Here is a 20,705-nt window from a genome sequence, read left to right as displayed (position 1 = left end):
ATTTGTTGAATTATTAGACATCTATGTGAATGAAAGCGGATATTATTTCGAAAAAACAAAGAATAGCGGAATCTTTTGTCAAGAGCATAGGCTTTGATAAAGCGTTATATGAAACGGAATGGAATTCATGTATGGTCTTTTTTGCTACATACGACACATCCTCTGCGAATATGTGCACCGGGTATCCTACATATATTCTAATATCCGAACAAGACTTTGCCAGATTAGCGACGCTACATGAAATACATCAAATACTATCTTCTCTTTGATGGCCGAACTACGCCATTTATAATCTTTTCGTTTATCAGCATATTGTCAACCCTATATCCTCGTATACCTCCTGATAACCTTATTCTCTTTTTTAAATCTGCCCAATTTACTTTATCTCCCGTTTGTGGGTCATATAAAACTACTTGGTTATTATCCAACCTTTCAAGCGTTATTATATGACCCTCTATTGATTTTCCTTTCCAATTAAATGCAATATGGTAACGTCCCGGAACTTTCGTGTTATCTATAAGTTCTTTAATCATAACTTTTTCTGTTTTCACCTTAATCTTTTTGGTTAGTGGGTCTATATACTCGCCTCCCGCCTTAAATTTTTTAGGCATTTGTCCGGTTTTAGGATCTATCCATGCCCACTCTGTTTTATAAGACAACTGACGAGGGATGTTATCATCTTCCAAAGTCTTCATTAAAGCCTCCACATTATACCCTCTTCTCCGTAATTCATAAGCAACTACACACGATTGACAGTTATGTTTATACCCCCATTCTGATTCAAAGTTAGGATTAGGAGACTTACCATCAGCCTCTTCAAATGACATCGGATTGCCTTGAGTTATATTTAATCGATCTTCTGTGTCGTGGACATTATTAATCCACATTTGTTGCTCTAATGTATTTAACCCAGAAGGCACATTACTACCTACAATAATTTTATCGCCTTGTGTATTATTAACAGGTTTATCTGAGAACCATTCCGCATTATCCCTGAAAGCATACGACTTCTGCATATACTCATTATCAAGCATGAACTTACGGGCATCAGCAGGTATATCGGTAATAAGTTGCTCTTTCGGTATTTCATCATCAAGTAAAAAGTCAGCGAAATCTTCCGGTTTCTGGAGTATGGGAGTAGCTATACAGATACAAAACGGATGGAAACCCAAGAACTGAAACCCCTTAGGGTATTTACCCACCATAGCGTCGCATATCTTGCACGGACCATGATTAGACGGGGAACGGCTTATCTCTATACCAAGGACAAAATCAAGACTCTGCCAACGTTCATAGTCTGCTTTCCTATACGCCACGTTCGTAGTTGTGGCGGCAAGACGCAAAGCGTTCATGCGGGAAGAACGATATACGCCTGCACCAGGGTGATACTCTTCCATGGGCTTAGATAATTGCAACTTCCCGTTCTCGTCACGTACACGGCGAAACCTCTTATCCGGTTTATCCAAGATTTGACGAATGTCACTGCTTATCCCTGATGCGCTTCTCCCAGAGGATATACCGCTATCAAGATAGAACTCGAGGTTGGTTTTCGCCTGATCGGTAATTTTCCAGACCTTCTGTGATACATTCAACCCGTTTGCGTCAACCTCCTTTTGCAGTCCTCTGAACGCTTCCATGTTTTGACGGAACATTCCATCCCTGCGTAGCGAAGAAATAGCCATACCGTCTATGAAACGGGAAACCATATCATCATTCTTTATATTAGCCCCCTTCCAAGCATCAGCCTGAAATTCGGTAATATTCTGTTGTAGGGAAGCCTGCAATACCAATAAAGCCTTGTCAATAGCTTTCTCTACAGAGGAATTGCGCACCCACACACTATCTCCTCCACGGTCGGTCCATTTACGAAGATGAGGTGAGACAGTGGCGATAAATTGATTGAAAGCCAAACCGACAGCATTCTGCTGCATTAATATCCGCTGTATATGCTGCCGGTCATGAAAAGCAAGTGAACGAATCTTCTTCATTATTCAGCAAATGTAAATCCCGGCATAGCCCTGTTGGATGCCTCATCTTTGTCATCCTGTTTCTTTCTCGCAAGCTCTTCCTGCACGTTATCCGTATATGGTGAGTTTTTGATGATTGTTTCCATTGAGTTAAACTGTGAGGCTGTTTCAAGATTCTTTAACTCTTCGGCAACGTCCTCGGGAAGAACAGTACCAAACTCTACATCGATATAGTTATCTTCGAGCTGTGAGGCATATTTAGTGTGCGAAATATTAATCATGCCGGCCTGTATGATAGCAACTGCACGTTGCACGACGGGACCGAATACCTCCATATTCTCGCTTGCCTTAATGGTAGCCTCAATAGTCATAAACTTACGGGCCACACCGCTAAGATTGCCGATACCCTGAAGATTATTGAATGATAGGTCTGGAGTGGACGAACCGGAATCTATCTCGCTCTTTAGGCGGTCAAGCTCTTCTTTAACAGAGTCTATAGACTGTTGCCATGCGAGATAATCCGCATCACCATGATACGCCGTACCCGTATCTGGGTCTATCTCCATTGAGAAATTCAATTCTTTACCTACCGTTTCTTTGCTTGGCAGATTGGCAAGCCCATATGTTTTCAGTATCGGTTCCGAGAAATAATCGTTCGTATCGGACACACGAGAGAGACGCATCTCGTATTTATCCATAGGATTAGCGATACAATCCCATTCGGGTTCATCTACTTCAGCATATACAACCGGAATCTTCTTAAACAGGTTAGGTTTTTTAATGATATTCCATACTCCGTTATACTTCACGGCAGTATAGATTGTTTCGGCGGTATAGATAGTGATACATTCGCAATTAGAACCGTCGACATCCGCATTGTACTTATGAATGAATCCGTCCATATCATCGTCTTCATCGAAATGCGGATAGAACTCACACGTTTCATTCAAGCTTTTAGGAGTAGATAGTATCTTGCATTTAAGAACCGAAACCTTTTTGACATTACCTGCAATATCCCTTTCATGCTTTATTACCGGATAGAAAACGATAGCCGCTTTCGTCTCTGACAGTACTTTACGGGCAAACTTGCGAAATACGGATTGCATCTTAAGCTTGCGAACAAAGACTTTCTTGAACTCATCGAACCCCTCGTTAGGATCTTCCGCAGACAGAGTCATCTCCCCGCCGAACATGAACGCTACAGCGGTACGTACAATACGCTTTGGGATATTAGTAACAACCTTTGCAACTTGAATGGTTTTATCCTCTAATCGGACAGGGTTACCCTCCTTATCGGTTAGTGTATCGGAATATACGGCAATAGTCTTCGGCTGCCTGAATCCTACTGAATCCGGGCGGCGTGTTCGGTCACCGTTATACTCTTCCATATACTCACGAGGATAGCGATTCTCTCTCGTATCTTTACATAGGTCGCTGACGATAGCGCTAAAATCGTCTTTTGCTAAAATCTCCTGAATACTCGGCATATACTTTTCTCTTAAAATATACCCAAGCGTGCGTTTTATAACGATGCAGCAAATTACTATCCGCGCCCAACCTTTCGCTTTGCAGTCTTAGTCTTCATTCCGATTGATTCTGCGAACTCTGCAAGAATGGTCATACCGTCAGGTGCATCATCATGTTCATTCCCTCCCTCCTTCTTATACTTGGTAAGAGCTTTCATGAAACGGTCATAGTCAGATCCTTTCTTATATTCCGTTGGAGCAAGGAACAAACAATGCTTCTTTATCCATCCTGCACGCATCAGTATACGCGTCTCTTTATTCTGTGTTGTGTGACGTGCCTGTATCTCGCACTTACTGTTACGCCATTTTACAGTCTTTCGCACATTAATAGCGAAGATACGCCCACCGTTGTTCGCTTCAATGCGCATTTGGTCGCACTTATTGTCAATGACTGCCTGCGCAACGCGTGGTTCTGTAACCTCTACTGCATCTTTTGTAAATACAACATCTGTGATGAACAGGCGATCGCCGTACACATCGGCGAACGGGGCGCATAGGTCATCGTTTCCTTTGTCGGCAACGTCACAAGCACCAATATTCCCGTCCGGCGTCTTGCCCTTAAGTTCATCGAACGTAAAGTACATGAGCTCCGATTTAGGGAACAGTAACCCGATAGCCTCAATAGGCTCCTGCATGTACTCCGCGCACCATATACTATCATCCGTTTCAAGCCTCAACTCGCGGTAATACTCAGTCGTGTGCACATCCTCACAGAACGACTCATCGTTTTCATCAAGGGCGGCTATACGTATAATCTCATCGTATTTCCCGGCCTCTTCCATACGTCCAAGAACATCCGAAGCGGACCAACGAGTACCAATATCGATACGGCAACAATTTTTTTCCAAACGTGAATCGTGCGTACCCTGCTTCCAACTCCATACCTTTTCGTTGTTGGTATCGGAAAGAGCATCCTCCAAAGACTTATACAAGTCATCAGTCATAGCAAGCATAGACGCACCGAATCCGATAACAGTACCACCGACACCTGCTCCGAAATAACTCACCTGCCGAGCCGCAGTAAGGTTCCAACCCTTTACGTTCTGTTTGTCTTGGCTTAGCTTTGCATCCGGGAATATCTCCGAGAATCGACGCGAACGGATGATATTACGGGCATCGTATGATAATTTGTTATACAGAGTATCTGAATGACAGTTACGCATAACACTCTCCTCCGGAAAGTGCCCGAGCATCCATGCGATAAATAGAGAAGAGATATAAGACTTACCGGCACGAGGTGGCATGCTGACTGCAAGGCTCCAAGAAAGGCCATCGGAGTACTTTTCATGTACGCGCTGATAAGCATCGGCCACCTTTTTAAGAAACAACCGTTTTGCGAAAAACTTCGGGTCCATATACAAGCAGAAAGCCCAGAATGTTTTCCGGGCTTCTCGCTTACGCAGTATCGTTGCCGCTTTCGCTTTTCTTATCAATATCTCCCTGTTGTTCGCCACGTATAATATTTTCTAACTGTTCATCCGACATGCTTTCCAATTCATCGCTAAGATTAACGTTAGCGTCTATCTCCTTACGGTCTCTCCATTTCTCCGGCTGCCTGTTTTTCAGCCAAAAGATAGCAGCTGTCGTATCAGGAGGATAATGCTCTACATAATCAACCTTATCTGTTATCTTCCCTTCGTTTGTTGCAAACTTTGTCGCACGGCAACTGTATCCGATAGCACGATTGTACAATCTGGATGCAACATTAGCATCAGCCATAGCCTTGCCTCTTTTTAAGGACTCAAGAAACTCTGGATACTTCTTCTTCCAAGTATTCAATGTCTGTTCGCTAACTCCGAAGAAATCAGCCATTTCCTTATCTGTTGCTCCAAGCAATGACAACTTAAGAGACTGTTCTATATACTCATCCTTAAACGAGCTCTTTCTACCTACTTTCCTTTTCTCATATTCTTTTTTCGGCGCAGTCATATATTTGTAAAGGTATTTTCTTTAAAATATAAAAGGGAAGCCGCTTTTCAGCAACTCCCCCAACAGATAGGCAATAACAAATACACTACTCGTCTTTCTCAAACATCGTCTCCGCCATATCGATTATGTTTTCAAGCTCGTTAATTACGGCTTTCAGTTCAATATACTTTTTCTTCTCAACTGCAACTACCCCCCCCATGTTGATTGATTCTTCAATAGTGGATAACTCTTGTTTTTTTCGCTCCAGTCTTTTTTTCAGCAATTCTTTATACATCTCTGTTATTGTTTTCATGCCGGCAATCATTTAAAGTTCATGCGGCAAAGTTAATAATTAAATCCAAGAAACCCCTATCTCCTTGTACTTCGGAGAAAGACATGCCAAGCATCGCGATTGCTTTTCATATCCTTTCAGGGTTCCATCATCACATGTTTTTCTTTAAATGTTTTCTTCGTAATCTTTTTCAACATTACCAAGGTCGAGTTCTGGATATATACTTGGAATTTTCTTTAAATCACCCTTGTAAAAGACTAATACGTTTTGATGACATTTACCTATTTTACGGGAATGATTAAACTGATTACCTGCACGCATTGCCAATGACCCTATTTGATTAACAATAATCATCTCGTTGTAGTAGTGTAGTCCTGCTTCTTTAAAAGCCTTCACCGTATCACCTACGAAATCATAATATTCCCCGCTTTTAGCTCTCACTTCACCAACAACAAAAACTGCAAAGCGATTTTCCTTCAACAAGGAGCAGCTCTTCCTAATTATTACTTTATAAGCATTCAGGAACGACTCATACTCCATATTGGACAAATCGCGCGGATCATCCGAATAAACCTCTAAGTCTGCATAAGGAGGGCAACTAAATATCATATCGGCCTCTACTCCTGCGCAGTGCATATCTATATCGATACTATCACCGCATATCCAAGTAGGACATTCTCTCTCTGTTATAGGAGGCTGTATTTGCGCTACATTCTCATAATTAGCCTTAATCTGCTCCGATCGTAAATCAATTCCTTTATATCCCATTCCTAATTTTGCTGCTACTATCCCTCGCACTGAACCTCCCGCAAACGGGTCTATAATATCTCCGCCTGATATATTGAACCACCTGTATGACAATTCACAAAGAACAGGATCGAAAATAGATGTCCCTCCCATCATCGGAATATTATTTTTTTGGCAATATTCCGCTATCTCATCCCAAGAAGGATCATAGCCCATCTTTTCGCGTAATCTGTTCCGTAACTCGTATATATGCGGAGATTGTGAGGAGCGGGCATACGTCAGCTCGCCTTCACGCCCAATTTCGCTATTTATACCAATAGACAACCATTCTCTTTTTCCGTTCCTGCCACCTTCCTTGCCTTGTGTCAAGGATTGAAAAAGGAGGTATAATAAACGAGTCAGCAAGACGCCTTGATACAACAGTGCTTGATGGTAATTCATCAGAAACATCTATGTCATCTACCGAAAACGCCCAATCCTCCAAAACGTCAGCAGAAAAGTTCTCTATAACAAGATCCATATCAAACTCAGACGTATCGGAAGCGTGATTATCAGCAAGCGCAAGCAACTTACGTCGATTGTCGCCAAGAGCTAAATCCTTTCGCTTTACCACAACAAGCTCTTTGCCATCCGTCTCAATGATTCGGACCGGAATTCCAAGCTCTTGCGCCTGTTCATATACTCCATTGCCTGCTATCAAGTAATTATCCTTATCCATCAAGACGGAACGTCCGGCGCCGCAATCTTCAAGGCTCTTGCGGATAACCTTCTTGTTCCGGTCGTTATGAATACGGAAGTTTTTAGGGTCAAATTTTATTTCATCTTTCATAATTCCGCAGTATCCACATCATTAAATTTTTCCTCTTTTCTATAAATTGGAATAAATAGTAGATAATACACCGTTATCCGGCTATTCATTCCCACCCAGCATACGTCTTTAATCAATCCCGTATCAGGATCTAACAAGTTCTCATTGCGTACTACCGTCACTTTTTTTGTAATCAATGCTTTCATAATGTTTTTAATTTAAAATAGAATATTTCCGTTTATTTTCTTTGTGATGAGCTCTTGCACGCCGTTATAAGTATCGTACAACTCATTCAAACTTTCATCGCCCGGCCACTCACTGAACACCCCGCCATCAAAAAAACGATATTGGAATACGCTGCGGGCGAACGGGGAAAGGTCAAGATCTTCAAAGATTTCACGAACGAGCCTCATGCGCCGCAAAGTTTCTCCGGCCACATCTTCCGAATCATCTTCCATATCCTCAACATCAAGACGCGAATAGTCCGCATTCTCATCCGTGGGTATCGGCCTATATTTGCTTCGGTATGGAGAAGTGGGAGAAGTAGCATTCAATTTTATCATCCTCAATACGAAGAAGTCAAGTTCCGTATATCCGTTCTTCTTTGAATTGAGAAGCCGGGAGAGGAAACGTGAATCTTTCTCCAGCAGCGAGCAAAGAACTTCGTCTAGGACATCAGACGCTTCACCCATGATGCCGGCATGTGCGCAATGAAACTCCGCATAGTCAAGCCATCGGGCGTAACGTTTCGAGATGTAATTGTTTATATCACTACTTGCCATTTTTGCGTGATTCCTTTCTGCGTAAATATTCTTCATGAGTGATAGATGTCTTAGCCCATTCCTCACGGTTCTTCTCGTCCTGAATACGCTCCTGTTCCCTTTCGTACCGCTCAATATCGATTCTTCTCTCACGTAAATACTCCCTGATGGCACTGGCAATCTTCATCGGACCAATAACGCCGTAAAACTCACCATAGTAACCAAGCTTGAAACGTGCAATGAAATTAGCCACCTCTGCAAGGTTGAGATAGTAATACTCATTCAGGATAAGCGACGTAAATTCCGTCAGCTGGCTTTCGGTTATACCTCTACCCTGCTCGGCGTAATCATTCAGGCTTCCAATCTGTATTTTCAGCCACTCCAAGGGCGTTTCCTCGCCGTATGTGCCGCTTAACAGGCCAAGAGTAGGTATAGCTTCATTCTTTGCAAGAGCAGCGAAAGAAAATCCTGTTTTGATAATCTTAGCCTGTATGGAGGGGTTATAATCCGCAAGCAGCAAGGCGGGGTCAGGATAGCTGCTAAATAATTCCCTCTGCTTCAAGCTCCTTTCTACGTCTCTCCGCTGCTGCACGGATGTTGTCGAGGTTAGCCAATGATTCAGCCTTTCTTTGCTCAGAATCAATCCGCTTTTGTTCGTATCTATCTTGGTATCCATTGTTTCTCACTTTTATAGATTCTCGGTTAGACCACGTTACAAGGCGACGGGAAACATCCCACGTCTTCTCGAGTTCAAACCGCATTTTCGTTTTAGACTTATTCGGCTCGGTCCAGTAGTTATAAAAGGCCCGTATCATTTCCTTACCGTAAACCTCAACAAAGGGAACCAAAGAATCGTAAAAGACTTTTGTACGTTGTTCGAGTGTAGCGGCTTTAGCCGCGGCAGAACTTTTTGGAACTACGTTAGTAGTTCTTTTTCCCTTTTTGTTTAGTTTAGTTTTATATATATTATCTGCTGGCACATCTGCTGGCACATCTGCTGGCACATCTGCTGGCACATCTGCTGGCACATCTGCTGGCACATTTCCAGCAGTTTTACTTACTTTCTTTGATGGTTTTTCAAAAGAATATCTGCTTGCATGCCGCTTGCTTTTACCTGCTTCGTAGTATATTAATCCTGCATTGATTAACGTTAATCTTGCTCTTATGAGTGTCTTTTCATCAATATTCAAAAGGCAGCATAGGTCTTTGTTTGGGCAGCAGAAAAAATCCCTCCAGCCATCGCTATTGCAAACATCTACTAATTCCCTGAATAGAGCTTGTTCGGTAGCGGTTAGCCTGAAATTTCTTCGTGCCTTATGAAGCTTGCTTAATAAAGAATATCCATTCATGTTTACGATTATGTAAATTTATAACTGATACCGTCTTTGCCGATGGTACACTCTATTAACCCTTTACTTACCAACGCAAATACGGCCGGGGAGATTTTCTTCATTGGTAGGCGAATCATAAGGCAGATAGTTCTGAACGAACAATTTGTGACATCATTCTCCCCTTGTCGATGCCATTGTTCTACTAATGCAAAATATAAGGCGGTTTCAGGCACTTTAATCATTTCATCTGAATAAGCCCTCCAATATCTATCAACTAATTGTTCATATTTCACAACATTATACTTTTATAGGTTTTACATTCATTGTGTCAAGGTTTAAGTACAGCCCTTGATACTCTATATATGCGCCGGTAAGTAGTCTCCAAAGCAAATGTGAACCATGCTGCGCAAGCGTTGAGTTGATGAATAAATCCTGCTTTTCCAGAGCCTCAGCAAGTGAGCAGCTCGGGCCCGAATCTTCATCATTCAGTTGCGAGAGGTCAAACATCTCATCAACGCATCTTAATCGGCTAACCGTTTCGTACTTCTCAGACTTCGGCTGTTTCATCTCTTGTACTGTTCCAAGAACAACCTGTCCTCTATCTGTCGAGTTGCCGAAGTCAAGCCAATACAGTTTATCCTTATCGTCATACATTTCCGAATCCGAACGCAATATCTCTCCAATCTCAATACGAGACTTTATATTGTCCACACATGATATTGTTATATTGGCATAGGAATAAAGGTCGGAGAACCGTTCAGGTACAGCCTCCCAATCAGTGGCAAAGAATCTATTCATGCGAGTGATTAAAACATCCGCTTTATTAAGCCCCTCATCCGACACACTGAATAGCTGTCTACCGATATTGGCTCCGCTTACTTCGTCTGGGTCGAATGCCGTAACATGCAAACCCGGATGTCCCAGAGCACGCAAAGAGCAATCTATCCGCCCAAGACATGATAGCACCATCGAGCCGGTGCCGCCGCACCCTATCAGATTGACCGTAATAGGGTGGGTCGGGGATAACAGGTATTTATGGGTGAAGTGTACTCGTTTCATTACTATATCTTTATTAATTCAACTTCATCGATTCTAACAGGAAACCAATAACTACTCTTATCCAAGAATATGCACCTCTCACCATCAGGTTTACAGAATCCCAATATTTCCAAAGGGCCAAACTTTACTCCATATTTATTCGTATAAATAACACGGTCACCAACTTCTAACATTTTATCGGTTGCTGCCACGTCGGATAAGTTATTATACACTTGGACAAAAGTATTCTTTGCCCATTCTTTAAATTTTAATTTATGACTCATTTCAACAAATCTTCAAGTTTAACATTGACCGGCACAAGCTCTTCTTCCGGGAATCTGCATCCGGTCTTAATACAATTCTTCGTTATCACGGAAAGGTTTCCTTTTACCGGATTATCCCCTCCGAGATGAGAGAAAGCCGAGTTCCAAAACAACTCCTCATAATAGGCAATGATAGCCTCATAAGTCATTTCTTTAGGAGCCTCAGCCTTAGCGCTTCCCAGACATACATAGTCAGGATATACGTTGAAAAACGGAGCACGATATAGTTTGCCGGGCTTTCTTACTTTGTAGGCATACATTGACAGCCTACCGTTTTCAAGAATCCACACCAATCCGGGAACCCACATTTCGCCATCCTCTATGCCAAGGTTTTTAGAGAAATACAATCTATGTTTTTCCGGCTTTCTGTACCAAACGTACTTCTCATACCCGGCTCTTGAATCGGCATATAAAAGACATTCAGGTACACGCCCGTGAACAAGCTCCACGCCATCAGACTTGGCCAGTGTATCCATAATATCCGCAATCTTCTTTTCCGTAAGCGGAATGCCGGCACACATGCGACCTTTGCGTATTTCCCTTTCTTCGAGATAATAGTGATTATCATTACTATTGTACACGATTATTGCCATTTTAGGCGTCAATCGCTGTGTAAATGAATCATTTATCTGTCCCATATTCTTCTAATAGATTTAGAAATTTCATAAACCACTTCTCAAACATTTCGGGAAATGGATTCTTTACAAACACGGAAGATGTCGCCGGGGACAAGACCACACTTTCAGTCGCCCCATAACAGCAAACTTCTCTAATAAGGCAATTAATATACTCCCCGATCATTTGCGTAACAGGGTCGTTTAAATCCCAGCATATCGCATAGTTTCGGCTAATATCGAAAGGTTCGTAATCATAGCATCCGTTTAACACGTCACAATCGTTCATATCCGGATTGTAGTTGAATGAAGTAATACAGCCGGATGATAGAATGGAAACTCCGTCCTCCATGCAGGAAATCAACTCAAGGTCCTTCCCATTACATGAACTCTTTAACGCTCGCAATGATTCAAGAATTTCCTTATCACTTTTCATAGAGGATGCTATGCGGGAAAACCATTGGCTATATTCACCATCTCGATAGCTTTTTCGAACTTCCTTTGCGGACTCTGAATATTCAGAGTCTTCGTAATCATCAAAGAATCCTTCATTCTCTTCGCATATATGAACGTAAAAGTCATTATGCTCTATAGGAAGACATATCCCCTGAGTGCGGGCATAGAACCCTACGAAATCAACAAATACATCAGCCAAAGGCGACGGCATTCTCTTAACCGATGAAATAGGAAGAAAGACGAATGATAAATCGAAAACCTTATAAGACCTTACTATATGAACGCTCAATATATCGCCATTCAGTTCAAGGTTAGAATATACTCCTTTTTCTGTTATATTTTCATCAAGTTCAATCAATGCAAGATTGATGTCGTATGCAAACTTTCCGGTAGGTTTAGTCTTCATATCAACTCCAAGCAAGCTTAGGTATTGACGAATGGAAGAGAATACATTGTCTATACTTCCCTCTTTATCAATCTTCCCATCAATGTCAACGTCCAAATCAAACTCTAAAGGGATATCAATAAACCGTTCTTTCAGAAAATCATTGGCTGGGCATTCGGATCCGGGGCACGCCTTTTCACGCGCTCCCTTACTCCGTATCTGATTCTCCCTGTTGACGATTGAATAAGTACTCGCCCTATCGCCTTGTGAAACTCCTGTATATTCTCGAACTTCTCGCATGATTTCTTTTTCATCCTTTAGTACCTACGGTTGTCTTGAATGTATATACTGCCTTATCGTCCTCTATCTCGGGCCCGTGAACATTACTTGTTGTAAGTTCCGGATAAGTGTTTGCATAAAAGTTCATCACTTCATCGGGAGACATGCTTCTGTCGGGGTCCGACAACTCTCTATCACCATACTTAAAAATCCGGTCTAATCCTTTTACTGTAATAGCCATAGTTATTCCTCCTTTTCTTCTGAATATTCGTTATCATCTGATTCATCTTCGCCGTAGTGTGCCTCTTCTTCAGGTGGAAGGGCTTCCCCACCAAACAGAGTACCTGTGTTAAGTCTTGACTGCAAGCGTTGGATACGGCCGGAAATCGCAGAATGATTACCGGAAGCATATTTGTCTGCCTCTTGCAGAGCCTTGATGGCTTCGGCAATATTCCCGGCTTTCTCTGCAGCATTGGCCTTTTCGGTAAATTCTTTATACTTATCCTTACGCTCTTTTTTTTCTTTTTCTTTACGTTCTTTTTCTTTCTTGGCGGCTTTACTATTTGCTTCAGCATCCTCAACCCCTTTTTCAAACTCGCGCATATTTGTCAATATGCCGGTAGCTTGTTGTATGGGAGTTATTACAGCGTCGATAAATCCATCTTCCAACTCTTCGGGAGTACCAGATACCACAAGAGGTGATAAATGGTCTTTCCCGGTATCAGAAAGGTCTGCTTTCTTAGGTAATATACTTGTGATTAGATTATCACCCTTTTTTGTTATGGTGATGCTTAGAGAGTCTCCATCCCCAAGCATTGATGCAAATTTTGTAAACATGATGATTCGTTTTTTTAAATAGACATTGGCATAATAATGTAGGTAAGTTGCTCAGCATCCGTAGGAGCGTCTTCTGTAATAATAGCAGCTCTTGTCGGGTCGGATAATAGAATCTTAATATGGTCACTTGTCTGCATATTAGATATTAGGTCAAGGAGAAAAACTCCGTTGAACCCTATGCTCATATAATTACCCGAATATTCTATAGGCATTTCCTCGCTTGCCGACATGGAGTAGTCCATATCAACGGCATTGCCTTGTAACTTGCCGTCTTGAAATGACAATTTAATTAAATTCGTATTCTTGTTACTGAAAACAAGCACCCTCTTTAGAAGAGATATAAACGAATTCCTATCGACAGATGCTATATTCGAGTTGTTTTTGGGTATGACAGCCCGGAAATTCGGATACTTCCCTTCAACCATTCGATAGGATACAGTAAATAATGGATGACTAAATACAATATTCGTTCCAGATGTGAAATATTCCACCGGCTCATCTTCCGATGGAAGAGCATCTATCAGAACCTTACATAGTTTCTTTGCGAGGATAACTCCACTGCGGATTTCCGACTGTTCGCCACCTCCAAAATATTCCATTACAGCAAGGGTATGCCCGTCACTTGCCGCGAAAGTAAATGATGCGCCGGCCAGTTCTAAATATACGCCGTTCATAACCGGGCGAAGATCATCGGATGCCGCACGGAAATATGTGCGCCTCAATCCGTACAGAAGGTTTATTGATGATATAGAAGTTACGATATCTCCCGGTTTCCGCTCCTCCTTCGTTTCAAATATGCGGTGAATGCCCGCACACATAGAGAATCGGCCTCCTGCATACTCTACCAATAAGTCATAATAGGTATTCTTATCTGTCAATGAAATAATCAATGGCTGTTCCGGTATTTGATTGATACCATCAAGAAAGGTTTTTGCGTTTACTGAAAAAAGAAATTCCTCTGTATCGGAGGTATGTTCAATGATGGTCTTTATCCAGCCCCCTTCGTCAGCGGCGGTAACCTGAAGAATCCCCCCCCTTCGCTCAAAAAGGAAACTATCATATTGTTGGTTTACTTTATTGGGGGCGATAAACCTCCCTACAAGTTTGAGCTTGTTTTGAAGCTCCGATTTGGTTACTGTAATTTTCATACTTGCGTCTTTTTTAAGGCGCAAGGCATTGATTTACAGAAGGGTTTCAGATAACGGACATATACACAAAAAGCCTGACAAGGATAAAATCCCTATCAGGCTCGCAACTAATACGATGCAAATATACAGCTACTTTTTATATCTGCAAATTTTTCATGATATTTTTTTCATTAAATCTAAAACAGCCCTATTCGCACGGTCGCAAATAGAGTAGTCGGTTTCTATGTATATATCTGCCATCTTATACTCGTTACTAACGTGCCCGAGACAGAAGTCTACATCCGCCTTGCTTATTCCCGCTTTATTTCGCGCAATGCTCGCCCAGCTATGGCGTGCCCAATTCGTTGATAGTGGAACGCCAAGATTAAGTTCCGATGATATAACCTTCAGCTCCTTGTTCACGGCTTTCAGAAAATTATCGTAATTCGTATACCGATCACGAATGAAAGAAAGAAAGGATCCGTTGCTATATTTTCTCAATATTTCTCTGCATTCCGGCTCTATCCGTACAGACAACATGACCTTAGCCGTATCTTTAACCGTGTTAACCTTTGAACGCTCGTATTCAATTCGTCCATATACCTCTCTTCTTATATTGAATAAGTCATTCAGGTTGATTCCCATTAGATAGAATTGCACCATAAATATATCTCTTGCTATATTCGTTCGCTCTCTATCAAAGTTAGATCTGCTTATACGGACTATATCTTCCACCTTCAGATTCTTTCTCTTCCTCCGGTATTCAGGAATACGAATCTTTACAAACGGATTACCAGGTATCTTTATTATATCAAAGTCTTCATTGTTATAAAACATCCTTGCCCTATTATACAAGGCCCTGATGCCACGCATATAGTTATTGATTGTGCCAGGCTCCATTAATCTTTCTGAACCATTCACTTTACTGTTTGCTAAATATGTCATCCAGTCCTCCAATTTCTTGGCACGCACATCTTTTACGTCTATTCTGTCAGAACCATAAAACCGGATAAAAGCATTGAGGGACGATTCATACCAAACGGCGGTTTTTCTTTTAACCGTTTTTGATATTATCTCCCTTGAAAATGCCACAAAGTCAATGATTTCCGATTCTGGATTAGCCAATTTTACAATCTCTTCTTTTAACTCTGCACAGCTCATCTTAGAAGTTCTCGACATTCCGAGCTTGATATAAGCACCTCTGTATTTCTGTATAAGTTCTGTCAACTCATAATTCAATGCCTCGCCCTCTTCTGAGGAAGATACTATATTACCGTCATTGCCCATTAATTCAGGCTTTACGTAGTATTCAGTAGGAATATATTGTGATACTCCGTTATGATATATACGTATCTTTATATTGGTTGTTCCGTCTTGCTTTAGGTGTTTTCCTCCGGTGAAGACTACCGCTTTAAATGTTGCCATACATTAATTATTTAATAGTAAAAAATGTATGCGATGCGTTAAGTGGCAAAAGTTATAAGATAGTTATAAGAAAAAAGCCTCTTATTTGATGTAAAATTGGGTCAAATAAGCCGTTATCCTATAAACACGAACGAGCCGGTACGCAATCGCACCAGCTCGCAACTAATATAAACTGTAGATTTTCAACCCTTTAGGTTTTGTGGGCGTTGACGGATTCGAACCGCCGACCCTCTGCTTGTAAGGCAGATGCTCTGAACCAGCTGAGCTAAACGCCCTTCTAAAAACGAAAGTGTGGTCTTTTTGTGGGCGTTGACGGATTCGAACCGCCGACCCTCTGCTTGTAAGGCAGATGCTCTGAACCAGCTGAGCTAAACGCCCGTACACTTTCGTTTCAAAAGCGATGCAAAGGTACAGCTTATTTTGACACTACCAAAACTTTTGCACTCTATTTTAAAACTTTTTTCTCATACTTGCTTATATCTACTGTCTACCAAGCAGTTAGTTGTCTCTCTTTAAAACTTCATTCTTCCGAATAACTTTGGCAGGATTGCCAACAGCAACACTGTCCGACGGTATATCTTTTGTCACCACACTACCGGCACCGATAATACAACGATCGCCAATCGTCACGCCCGGGCACAGAATGACACCACCACCAATCCAGCAGTCTTCGCCTATTGTCACCGGATAAGCATACTCTTTTTCCCCGCGACGCTCTATATAATCCATTGGATGATGAGGGGTATATATTTGCACACAAGGACCTACCAATGTATGAGTCCCTATAGTGATATATCCCCCGTCCAAGAAAGTACAATTGGCATTTACAAAGACATGCTCCCCCAGCCTGATTCCATCTCCATGATCGCAATGGAACGGAGGGCAGATAATGGAAGTAGCAGGGATGCCCGGCACCAGTTCTTCTAATGCGCCGCGATACGCCTCATCATAAATACTCATCATACGCATCTTGGCCAATAATCTTTTGGCATGTTCAAACTTCGCCTGAATCTCCGGAGCAGACATGTCCGCCAACTGGGAACTGCGCATTTTTTCTACTTCATTCATAAAGCCCCTCGTCACCCCATCTTACTCAGGACGGCTGTAATTCGGTGCCTCGCTAGTGATAGACACATCATGCGGATGGCTTTCCAACACACCGGCGTTGGTGATGCGAGTAAATTTCGCATCATGCAGCCGCTCAATATTGGCAGCGCCACAATAACCCATACCGGCACGCAGACCGCCGGTCAGCTGATAAATCACTTCATAAAGAGTTCCCTTATAAGGCACACGAGCGGCAATGCCCTCCGGAACCAATTTCTTCACATCGCTTGTACTACTTTGGAAATAACGGTCTTTAGATCCATGCTCCATCGCTTCCAAAGATCCCATGCCACGGTAGGATTTGAATTTACGACCATTAAAGATAATCGTTTCACCCGGTGATTCCTCCGTCCCGGCAACCAGCGAACCTATCATCACACTGTAACCGCCGGCAGCCAAGGCTTTCACCACATCACCGGAATAGCGCAAACCGCCATCGGCAATCAAAGGAACACCTGTACCTTTCAAAGCCTTTGCCACATCATATACAGCCGACAACTGCGGCACGCCTACACCGGCAACCACGCGAGTCGTACAGATAGAACCCGGGCCAATGCCCACTTTCACTCCGTCGGCACCGGCCTCAGCCAATGCCTTTGCCGCCTCACCGGTAGCGATATTGCCTACCACGACATCAATATTCGGGAAATGCTTTTTGGCCTCTTTCAATTTTTCAATCACAAACTTGGAATGCCCGTGGGCCGTATCGATAACAATGGCATCCGCCCCTGCATCCACAAGAGCCCGCATACGTTCCAACGTATCATCCGTAACACCCACTCCGGCTGCAACCCTAAGACGGCCTTTGGCATCCTTGCAAGCCATCGGTTTGTCTTTGGCTTTGGTAATGTCTTTATAGGTGATCAGCCCCACCAGCTTGTTATCCTTATCAACCACCGGAAGTTTTTCAATCTTATGCTCTTGCAAGATTTGAGCGGCAGCCTCCAAGTCCGTAGTCTGATTGGTAGTAACAATATTCTCCTTTGTCATTACCTCATCGATATGCTTGTGAAGCTCCCTCTCAAAGCGGAGGTCGCGGTTAGTTACAATTCCCACCAAATAGCCTTCATCATCCACAACCGGGATACCACCGATTTTGTATTCACTCATCAGAGCCAAAGCATCAGACACGGTAGAACCTCTCTTAATAGTCACCGGGTCGTAAATCATACCATTTTCAGCACGCTTCACAATAGCGACTTGACGTGCCTGTTCCTCAATAGACATATTTTTATGAATAACTCCGATACCACCTTCGCGGGCAATGGCAATGGCCATCTTCGCTTCGGTAACCGTGTCCATGGCAGCAGTCACAAATGGAACTTTCAACTCAATGTTGCGTGAAAACTTAGTCGAGAGCTCGACTGTTTTGGGAAGTACCTCAGAATAAGCAGGAATTAACAATACATCATCGTACGTCAACCCATCCATAACAATCTTATCAGCAATAAATGACATAGGGTTATGCGTTTAAAATTTATTGCGTGCAAATATACGTTTTTTATTCCATTCCGTATATATCTGCACCCAATAAATTTTCACTTACTGACCAACAAAAACAATCAATTTGCCATCTCTGAGATAAATTTGATACGCACCAAACGAACTTCTTCTTCCGTAAAGTCATCTCCCAGTTCATCCAAAGCATCGTCTATCTTGTCGGTCGTAGACTCCTTGAAGTAATCATAGATATCAAGCATGTGGTCTTCATCCATGATGTCTTCCAGAAAATAGTCGATATTCAGCTTGGTTCCCGAATAAACAATCGCCTCTATTTCATCCAACAATTCCTCAAACTCAATACCTTTTGACATGGCAATATCATCCAATGCCACCTTGCGGTCAATGGCCTGAATAATGGCCACTTTCATTTTTGATTTATTGGCTACGGTACGCACGCGCAAGTCTTCCGGACGTTCTATCTCGTTCTCCTCGCAATGGCGTTTTATCAGTTTGCAAAACTCTTCGCCGTAACGTTTGGCCTTACCGGCTCCCACGCCGGGAATGTTTTGCAGTTCATCCAGCGTCACCGGATAAATAGTGGCCATTGCTTCCAAAGAAGGATCTTGAAAGATGACATAAGGCGGCACTTCCAACTTCTTGGACAGTTTTTTGCGCAGATCTTTCAGTATGGAGTACAACGTAGGATCTACGGCACATGTAGCTCCTCCGCGTGCAGGTGCCTCTTCCTCCGTATCCTCAAAATCATTGTCTTCTACTATCTTGAACGACTTAGGATGCTTGAGGAATTTTTTACCATCCTCTGTCACTTTCAGCAAACCGTAGTTTTCTACTTCTTTACTCAAATAACCGGCAATGAGAGCTTGGCGAATGACAGCATTCCACGTTTTATCCTCTTCGTCCATACCGGAGCCGAACACATCAAGCTCCTCGTGCCGATGAGCTTGCACCTCCGATGTTTCTCTGCCTTGTATTACATCTATAATATAGTCCGCTTTAAAATTTTCTTTTACCGAGAGAATCGTTTCAATCACAGTACATAATAATTCTTGAGCTTCCACTTGCTTTTTCGGGTTTAAACAGTTGTCACAATTACCACAATTTTCCTCCGTATATTCTTCACCGAAATAATGAAGCAATGACTTCCGGCGACATACAGAAGATTCAGCATACGCAGCTGTTTCCAGCAGAAGCTGCTTGCCTATTTCCTGCTCTGCGACAGGCTTCCCTTGCATAAACTTCTCAAGTTTCTGCAAATCTTTATTGGTATAGAAAGTAATACACTGCCCTTCCCCTCCATCTCTTCCGGCACGTCCCGTCTCCTGATAATATCCTTCCAGACTTTTGGGGATATCGTAATGGATGACATAACGCACATCAGGCTTATCGATTCCCATACCAAAGGCAATGGTAGTCACGATCACATCAATCTTCTCCATCAAGAAGTCATCTTGATTCTGTGTCCGTGTGGCAGAATCCATTCCGGCATGATAGGCACGGGCATTGATTCCGTTCGCCTGTAAAATTTCAGCAAGCTCTTCCACCTTCTTCCGGCTCAGACAATAGATAATACCGGATTTCTCGGGATTGTTTTTAATGAACTTGATGATATCTTTATCTACGTTTACTGTCTTAGAACGCACCTCATAATAGAGGTTCGGACGATTGAACGACGATTTGAATACCTGCGCTTCTACCATACCCAGGTTTTTCTGAATATCGTGCTGCACTTTAGGAGTGGCCGTCGCAGTTAATGCAATCAGCGGGGCTTTTCCTATCTCATTGATGATAGGGCGGATGCGACGATATTCAGGACGAAAATCATGTCCCCACTCGGAAATGCAATGAGCCTCGTCTACGGCATAAAACGATATCTTTACCGTCTTTAAGAACTCCACATTCTCTTCTTTAGTCAAAGACTCAGGAGCCACATACAACAGTTTTGTCTTACCGCTGAGGATGTCAGCCTTGACTTGATCTATCGCACTTTTATTAAGGGAAGAATTGATAAAATGGGCAATTCCGTCTTCTTCACTGAAATTACGCATCGCATCAACCTGATTTTTCATCAGAGCTATTAAAGGAGATATCACGATAGCCGTCCCCTCCATTAACAAAGAGGGCAACTGGTAACACAAGGATTTTCCTCCACCGGTAGGCATCAGCACAAAAGTATCGTTGCCTGCCAATAGATTCTCCATTATCGCTTCCTGATTTCCTTTAAACGCATCGAATCCGAAGTATTTCTTCAGCTGGTCTGTCAAATTAGTCTTCTTCCCTGCCATGATTCATTAGGTTGTTGTTATTGAGTTA

General features: G+C 42.5%; 23 protein-coding genes and 2 tRNA genes. All 25 read right to left on the bottom strand.

The genetic code is table 11. From position 1 onward, the window contains the following. Nucleotides 1-254: 254 nt before the first annotated feature. Nucleotides 255-1,988 carry a toxin glutamine deamidase domain-containing protein gene (locus C4H11_RS10495; protein ID WP_106041837.1) on the bottom strand — a complete coding sequence of 578 codons (1,734 nt, stop codon included), beginning with the start codon at nucleotides 1,986-1,988 and terminating at the stop codon, nucleotides 255-257. Continuing rightward, entirely contained in the window at nucleotides 1,988-3,454 is a 1,467-nt protein-coding gene (locus C4H11_RS10490; RefSeq protein ID WP_106041835.1) for a phage portal protein, read from the bottom strand. Before C4H11_RS10490 ends, C4H11_RS10495 begins: the two co-directional genes overlap by 1 nt. Before the next feature lie 56 nt (nucleotides 3,455-3,510). Continuing rightward, on the bottom strand, nucleotides 3,511-4,848 hold the full coding sequence (gene terL, locus C4H11_RS10485; RefSeq protein WP_106041833.1) for a phage terminase large subunit: 1,338 nt from the start codon (nucleotides 4,846-4,848) through the stop codon (nucleotides 3,511-3,513). Between the two features lie 40 nt (nucleotides 4,849-4,888). Next, nucleotides 4,889-5,422: a helix-turn-helix domain-containing protein gene (locus tag C4H11_RS10480; protein ID WP_106041832.1), complete on the bottom strand. Its 534-nt coding sequence runs from the start codon at nucleotides 5,420-5,422 to the stop codon at nucleotides 4,889-4,891. A gap of 85 nt (nucleotides 5,423-5,507) precedes the next feature. Then, entirely contained in the window at nucleotides 5,508-5,714 is a 207-nt protein-coding gene (locus tag C4H11_RS10475; protein WP_129588302.1) for a hypothetical protein, read from the bottom strand. A gap of 144 nt (nucleotides 5,715-5,858) precedes the next feature. After that, nucleotides 5,859-6,809 carry a hypothetical protein gene (locus tag C4H11_RS10470; RefSeq protein WP_205729966.1) on the bottom strand — a complete coding sequence of 317 codons (951 nt, stop codon included), beginning with the start codon at nucleotides 6,807-6,809 and terminating at the stop codon, nucleotides 5,859-5,861. After that, on the bottom strand, nucleotides 6,745-7,269 hold the full coding sequence (locus C4H11_RS10465) for a ParB N-terminal domain-containing protein (protein ID WP_205729965.1): 525 nt from the start codon (nucleotides 7,267-7,269) through the stop codon (nucleotides 6,745-6,747). Before C4H11_RS10465 ends, C4H11_RS10470 begins: the two co-directional genes overlap by 65 nt. Beyond that, entirely contained in the window at nucleotides 7,266-7,454 is a 189-nt protein-coding gene (locus C4H11_RS10460) for a hypothetical protein (RefSeq protein ID WP_106041825.1), read from the bottom strand. The genes C4H11_RS10465 and C4H11_RS10460 overlap by 4 nt, the downstream gene beginning before the upstream one ends. Before the next feature lie 12 nt (nucleotides 7,455-7,466). Further along, on the bottom strand, nucleotides 7,467-8,030 hold the full coding sequence (locus C4H11_RS10455) for a hypothetical protein (protein ID WP_106041823.1): 564 nt from the start codon (nucleotides 8,028-8,030) through the stop codon (nucleotides 7,467-7,469). Then, the gene (locus tag C4H11_RS10450; RefSeq protein WP_129588300.1) at nucleotides 8,020-8,571 is read right to left on the bottom strand and encodes a DUF6633 family protein; all 552 of its coding nucleotides are present in this window, start codon (nucleotides 8,569-8,571) and stop codon (nucleotides 8,020-8,022) included. Before C4H11_RS10450 ends, C4H11_RS10455 begins: the two co-directional genes overlap by 11 nt. Next, nucleotides 8,549-9,358 (bottom strand): helix-turn-helix domain-containing protein, encoded by an 810-nt coding sequence (locus C4H11_RS14480; protein ID WP_234819819.1) that lies wholly within the window; start codon nucleotides 9,356-9,358, stop codon nucleotides 8,549-8,551. The genes C4H11_RS10450 and C4H11_RS14480 overlap by 23 nt, the downstream gene beginning before the upstream one ends. 8 nt (nucleotides 9,359-9,366) lie before the next feature. Then, the gene (locus C4H11_RS10440) at nucleotides 9,367-9,633 is read right to left on the bottom strand and encodes a hypothetical protein (RefSeq protein ID WP_106041819.1); all 267 of its coding nucleotides are present in this window, start codon (nucleotides 9,631-9,633) and stop codon (nucleotides 9,367-9,369) included. A 4-nt stretch (nucleotides 9,634-9,637) separates the two neighbouring features. Further along, entirely contained in the window at nucleotides 9,638-10,399 is a 762-nt protein-coding gene (locus C4H11_RS10435; protein ID WP_106041817.1) for a PRTRC system ThiF family protein, read from the bottom strand. 2 nt (nucleotides 10,400-10,401) lie between these two features. After that, nucleotides 10,402-10,662 carry a hypothetical protein gene (locus C4H11_RS10430; RefSeq protein WP_106041815.1) on the bottom strand — a complete coding sequence of 87 codons (261 nt, stop codon included), beginning with the start codon at nucleotides 10,660-10,662 and terminating at the stop codon, nucleotides 10,402-10,404. Then, complete coding sequence (locus C4H11_RS10425) at nucleotides 10,659-11,339, bottom strand: PRTRC system protein B (RefSeq protein ID WP_106041813.1); 681 nt, start codon at nucleotides 11,337-11,339, stop codon at nucleotides 10,659-10,661. Before C4H11_RS10425 ends, C4H11_RS10430 begins: the two co-directional genes overlap by 4 nt. Continuing rightward, nucleotides 11,323-12,456 carry a hypothetical protein gene (locus tag C4H11_RS10420; RefSeq protein WP_106041811.1) on the bottom strand — a complete coding sequence of 378 codons (1,134 nt, stop codon included), beginning with the start codon at nucleotides 12,454-12,456 and terminating at the stop codon, nucleotides 11,323-11,325. The genes C4H11_RS10425 and C4H11_RS10420 overlap by 17 nt, the downstream gene beginning before the upstream one ends. Nucleotides 12,457-12,466: 10 nt before the next feature. Next, nucleotides 12,467-12,676 (bottom strand): PRTRC system protein C, encoded by a 210-nt coding sequence (locus tag C4H11_RS10415; protein WP_106041809.1) that lies wholly within the window; start codon nucleotides 12,674-12,676, stop codon nucleotides 12,467-12,469. Nucleotides 12,677-12,678: 2 nt separating this feature from the next. Then, nucleotides 12,679-13,272, bottom strand: a complete 594-nt coding sequence (locus C4H11_RS10410; protein ID WP_106041806.1) for a PRTRC system protein E — start codon at nucleotides 13,270-13,272, stop codon at nucleotides 12,679-12,681. 14 nt (nucleotides 13,273-13,286) lie between these two features. Beyond that, a complete protein-coding gene (gene dnaN / locus C4H11_RS10405; protein ID WP_106041804.1) occupies nucleotides 13,287-14,420 on the bottom strand; it encodes a DNA polymerase III subunit beta in 1,134 nt (377 codons plus the stop codon). Between the two features lie 153 nt (nucleotides 14,421-14,573). Continuing rightward, nucleotides 14,574-15,824 (bottom strand): phage integrase SAM-like domain-containing protein, encoded by a 1,251-nt coding sequence (locus tag C4H11_RS10400; RefSeq protein ID WP_106041802.1) that lies wholly within the window; start codon nucleotides 15,822-15,824, stop codon nucleotides 14,574-14,576. A 200-nt stretch (nucleotides 15,825-16,024) separates the two neighbouring features. Beyond that, nucleotides 16,025-16,099: transfer RNA gene (locus C4H11_RS10395), tRNA-Val, on the bottom strand. Between the two features lie 28 nt (nucleotides 16,100-16,127). Continuing rightward, a tRNA-Val gene (locus C4H11_RS10390) sits at nucleotides 16,128-16,202 on the bottom strand. A 120-nt stretch (nucleotides 16,203-16,322) separates the two neighbouring features. After that, nucleotides 16,323-16,892 carry a sugar O-acetyltransferase gene (locus tag C4H11_RS10385; protein ID WP_106041800.1) on the bottom strand — a complete coding sequence of 190 codons (570 nt, stop codon included), beginning with the start codon at nucleotides 16,890-16,892 and terminating at the stop codon, nucleotides 16,323-16,325. A gap of 21 nt (nucleotides 16,893-16,913) precedes the next feature. Continuing rightward, complete coding sequence (gene guaB, locus C4H11_RS10380) at nucleotides 16,914-18,389, bottom strand: IMP dehydrogenase (protein ID WP_106041798.1); 1,476 nt, start codon at nucleotides 18,387-18,389, stop codon at nucleotides 16,914-16,916. A 104-nt stretch (nucleotides 18,390-18,493) separates the two neighbouring features. Then, nucleotides 18,494-20,677, bottom strand: coding sequence for a DNA helicase RecQ (recQ, locus tag C4H11_RS10375; protein WP_106041796.1), 2,184 nt, complete (start codon nucleotides 20,675-20,677; stop codon nucleotides 18,494-18,496). Nucleotides 20,678-20,705: the final 28 nt, after the last annotated feature.

The sequence above is a fragment of the Bacteroides zoogleoformans genome, assembly GCF_002998435.1.
Taxonomy (GTDB): Bacteria; Bacteroidota; Bacteroidia; order Bacteroidales; family Bacteroidaceae; genus Bacteroides; species Bacteroides zoogleoformans.
The sequence above is the reverse complement of the archived record's forward strand: the minus strand, read 5'-3'. Positions and strand labels throughout refer to the sequence as shown.

Bases quoted from the DNA above. Each gene is read 5' to 3' on its own strand.
- C4H11_RS10495 (WP_106041837.1), bottom strand. From the start codon at position 1,988: ATGAAGAAGATTCGTTCACTTGCTTTTCATGACCGGCAGCATATACAG.
- C4H11_RS10490 (WP_106041835.1), bottom strand. From the start codon at position 3,454: ATGCCGAGTATTCAGGAGATTTTAGCAAAAGACGATTTTAGCGCTATC.
- terL (WP_106041833.1), bottom strand. From the start codon at position 4,848: ATGGACCCGAAGTTTTTCGCAAAACGGTTGTTTCTTAAAAAGGTGGCC.
- C4H11_RS10480 (WP_106041832.1), bottom strand. From the start codon at position 5,422: ATGACTGCGCCGAAAAAAGAATATGAGAAAAGGAAAGTAGGTAGAAAG.
- C4H11_RS10475 (WP_129588302.1), bottom strand. From the start codon at position 5,714: ATGAAAACAATAACAGAGATGTATAAAGAATTGCTGAAAAAAAGACTG.
- C4H11_RS10465 (WP_205729965.1), bottom strand. From the start codon at position 7,269: ATGAAAGATGAAATAAAATTTGACCCTAAAAACTTCCGTATTCATAAC.
- C4H11_RS10460 (WP_106041825.1), bottom strand. From the start codon at position 7,454: ATGAAAGCATTGATTACAAAAAAAGTGACGGTAGTACGCAATGAGAAC.
- C4H11_RS10455 (WP_106041823.1), bottom strand. From the start codon at position 8,030: ATGGCAAGTAGTGATATAAACAATTACATCTCGAAACGTTACGCCCGA.
- C4H11_RS14480 (WP_234819819.1), bottom strand. From the start codon at position 9,358: ATGAATGGATATTCTTTATTAAGCAAGCTTCATAAGGCACGAAGAAAT.
- C4H11_RS10435 (WP_106041817.1), bottom strand. From the start codon at position 10,399: ATGAAACGAGTACACTTCACCCATAAATACCTGTTATCCCCGACCCAC.
- C4H11_RS10430 (WP_106041815.1), bottom strand. From the start codon at position 10,662: ATGAGTCATAAATTAAAATTTAAAGAATGGGCAAAGAATACTTTTGTC.
- C4H11_RS10425 (WP_106041813.1), bottom strand. From the start codon at position 11,339: ATGGGACAGATAAATGATTCATTTACACAGCGATTGACGCCTAAAATG.
- C4H11_RS10420 (WP_106041811.1), bottom strand. From the start codon at position 12,456: ATGCGAGAAGTTCGAGAATATACAGGAGTTTCACAAGGCGATAGGGCG.
- C4H11_RS10415 (WP_106041809.1), bottom strand. From the start codon at position 12,676: ATGGCTATTACAGTAAAAGGATTAGACCGGATTTTTAAGTATGGTGAT.
- C4H11_RS10410 (WP_106041806.1), bottom strand. From the start codon at position 13,272: ATGTTTACAAAATTTGCATCAATGCTTGGGGATGGAGACTCTCTAAGC.
- dnaN (WP_106041804.1), bottom strand. From the start codon at position 14,420: ATGAAAATTACAGTAACCAAATCGGAGCTTCAAAACAAGCTCAAACTT.
- C4H11_RS10400 (WP_106041802.1), bottom strand. From the start codon at position 15,824: ATGGCAACATTTAAAGCGGTAGTCTTCACCGGAGGAAAACACCTAAAG.
- C4H11_RS10385 (WP_106041800.1), bottom strand. From the start codon at position 16,892: ATGAATGAAGTAGAAAAAATGCGCAGTTCCCAGTTGGCGGACATGTCT.
- guaB (WP_106041798.1), bottom strand. From the start codon at position 18,389: ATGTCATTTATTGCTGATAAGATTGTTATGGATGGGTTGACGTACGAT.
- recQ (WP_106041796.1), bottom strand. From the start codon at position 20,677: ATGGCAGGGAAGAAGACTAATTTGACAGACCAGCTGAAGAAATACTTC.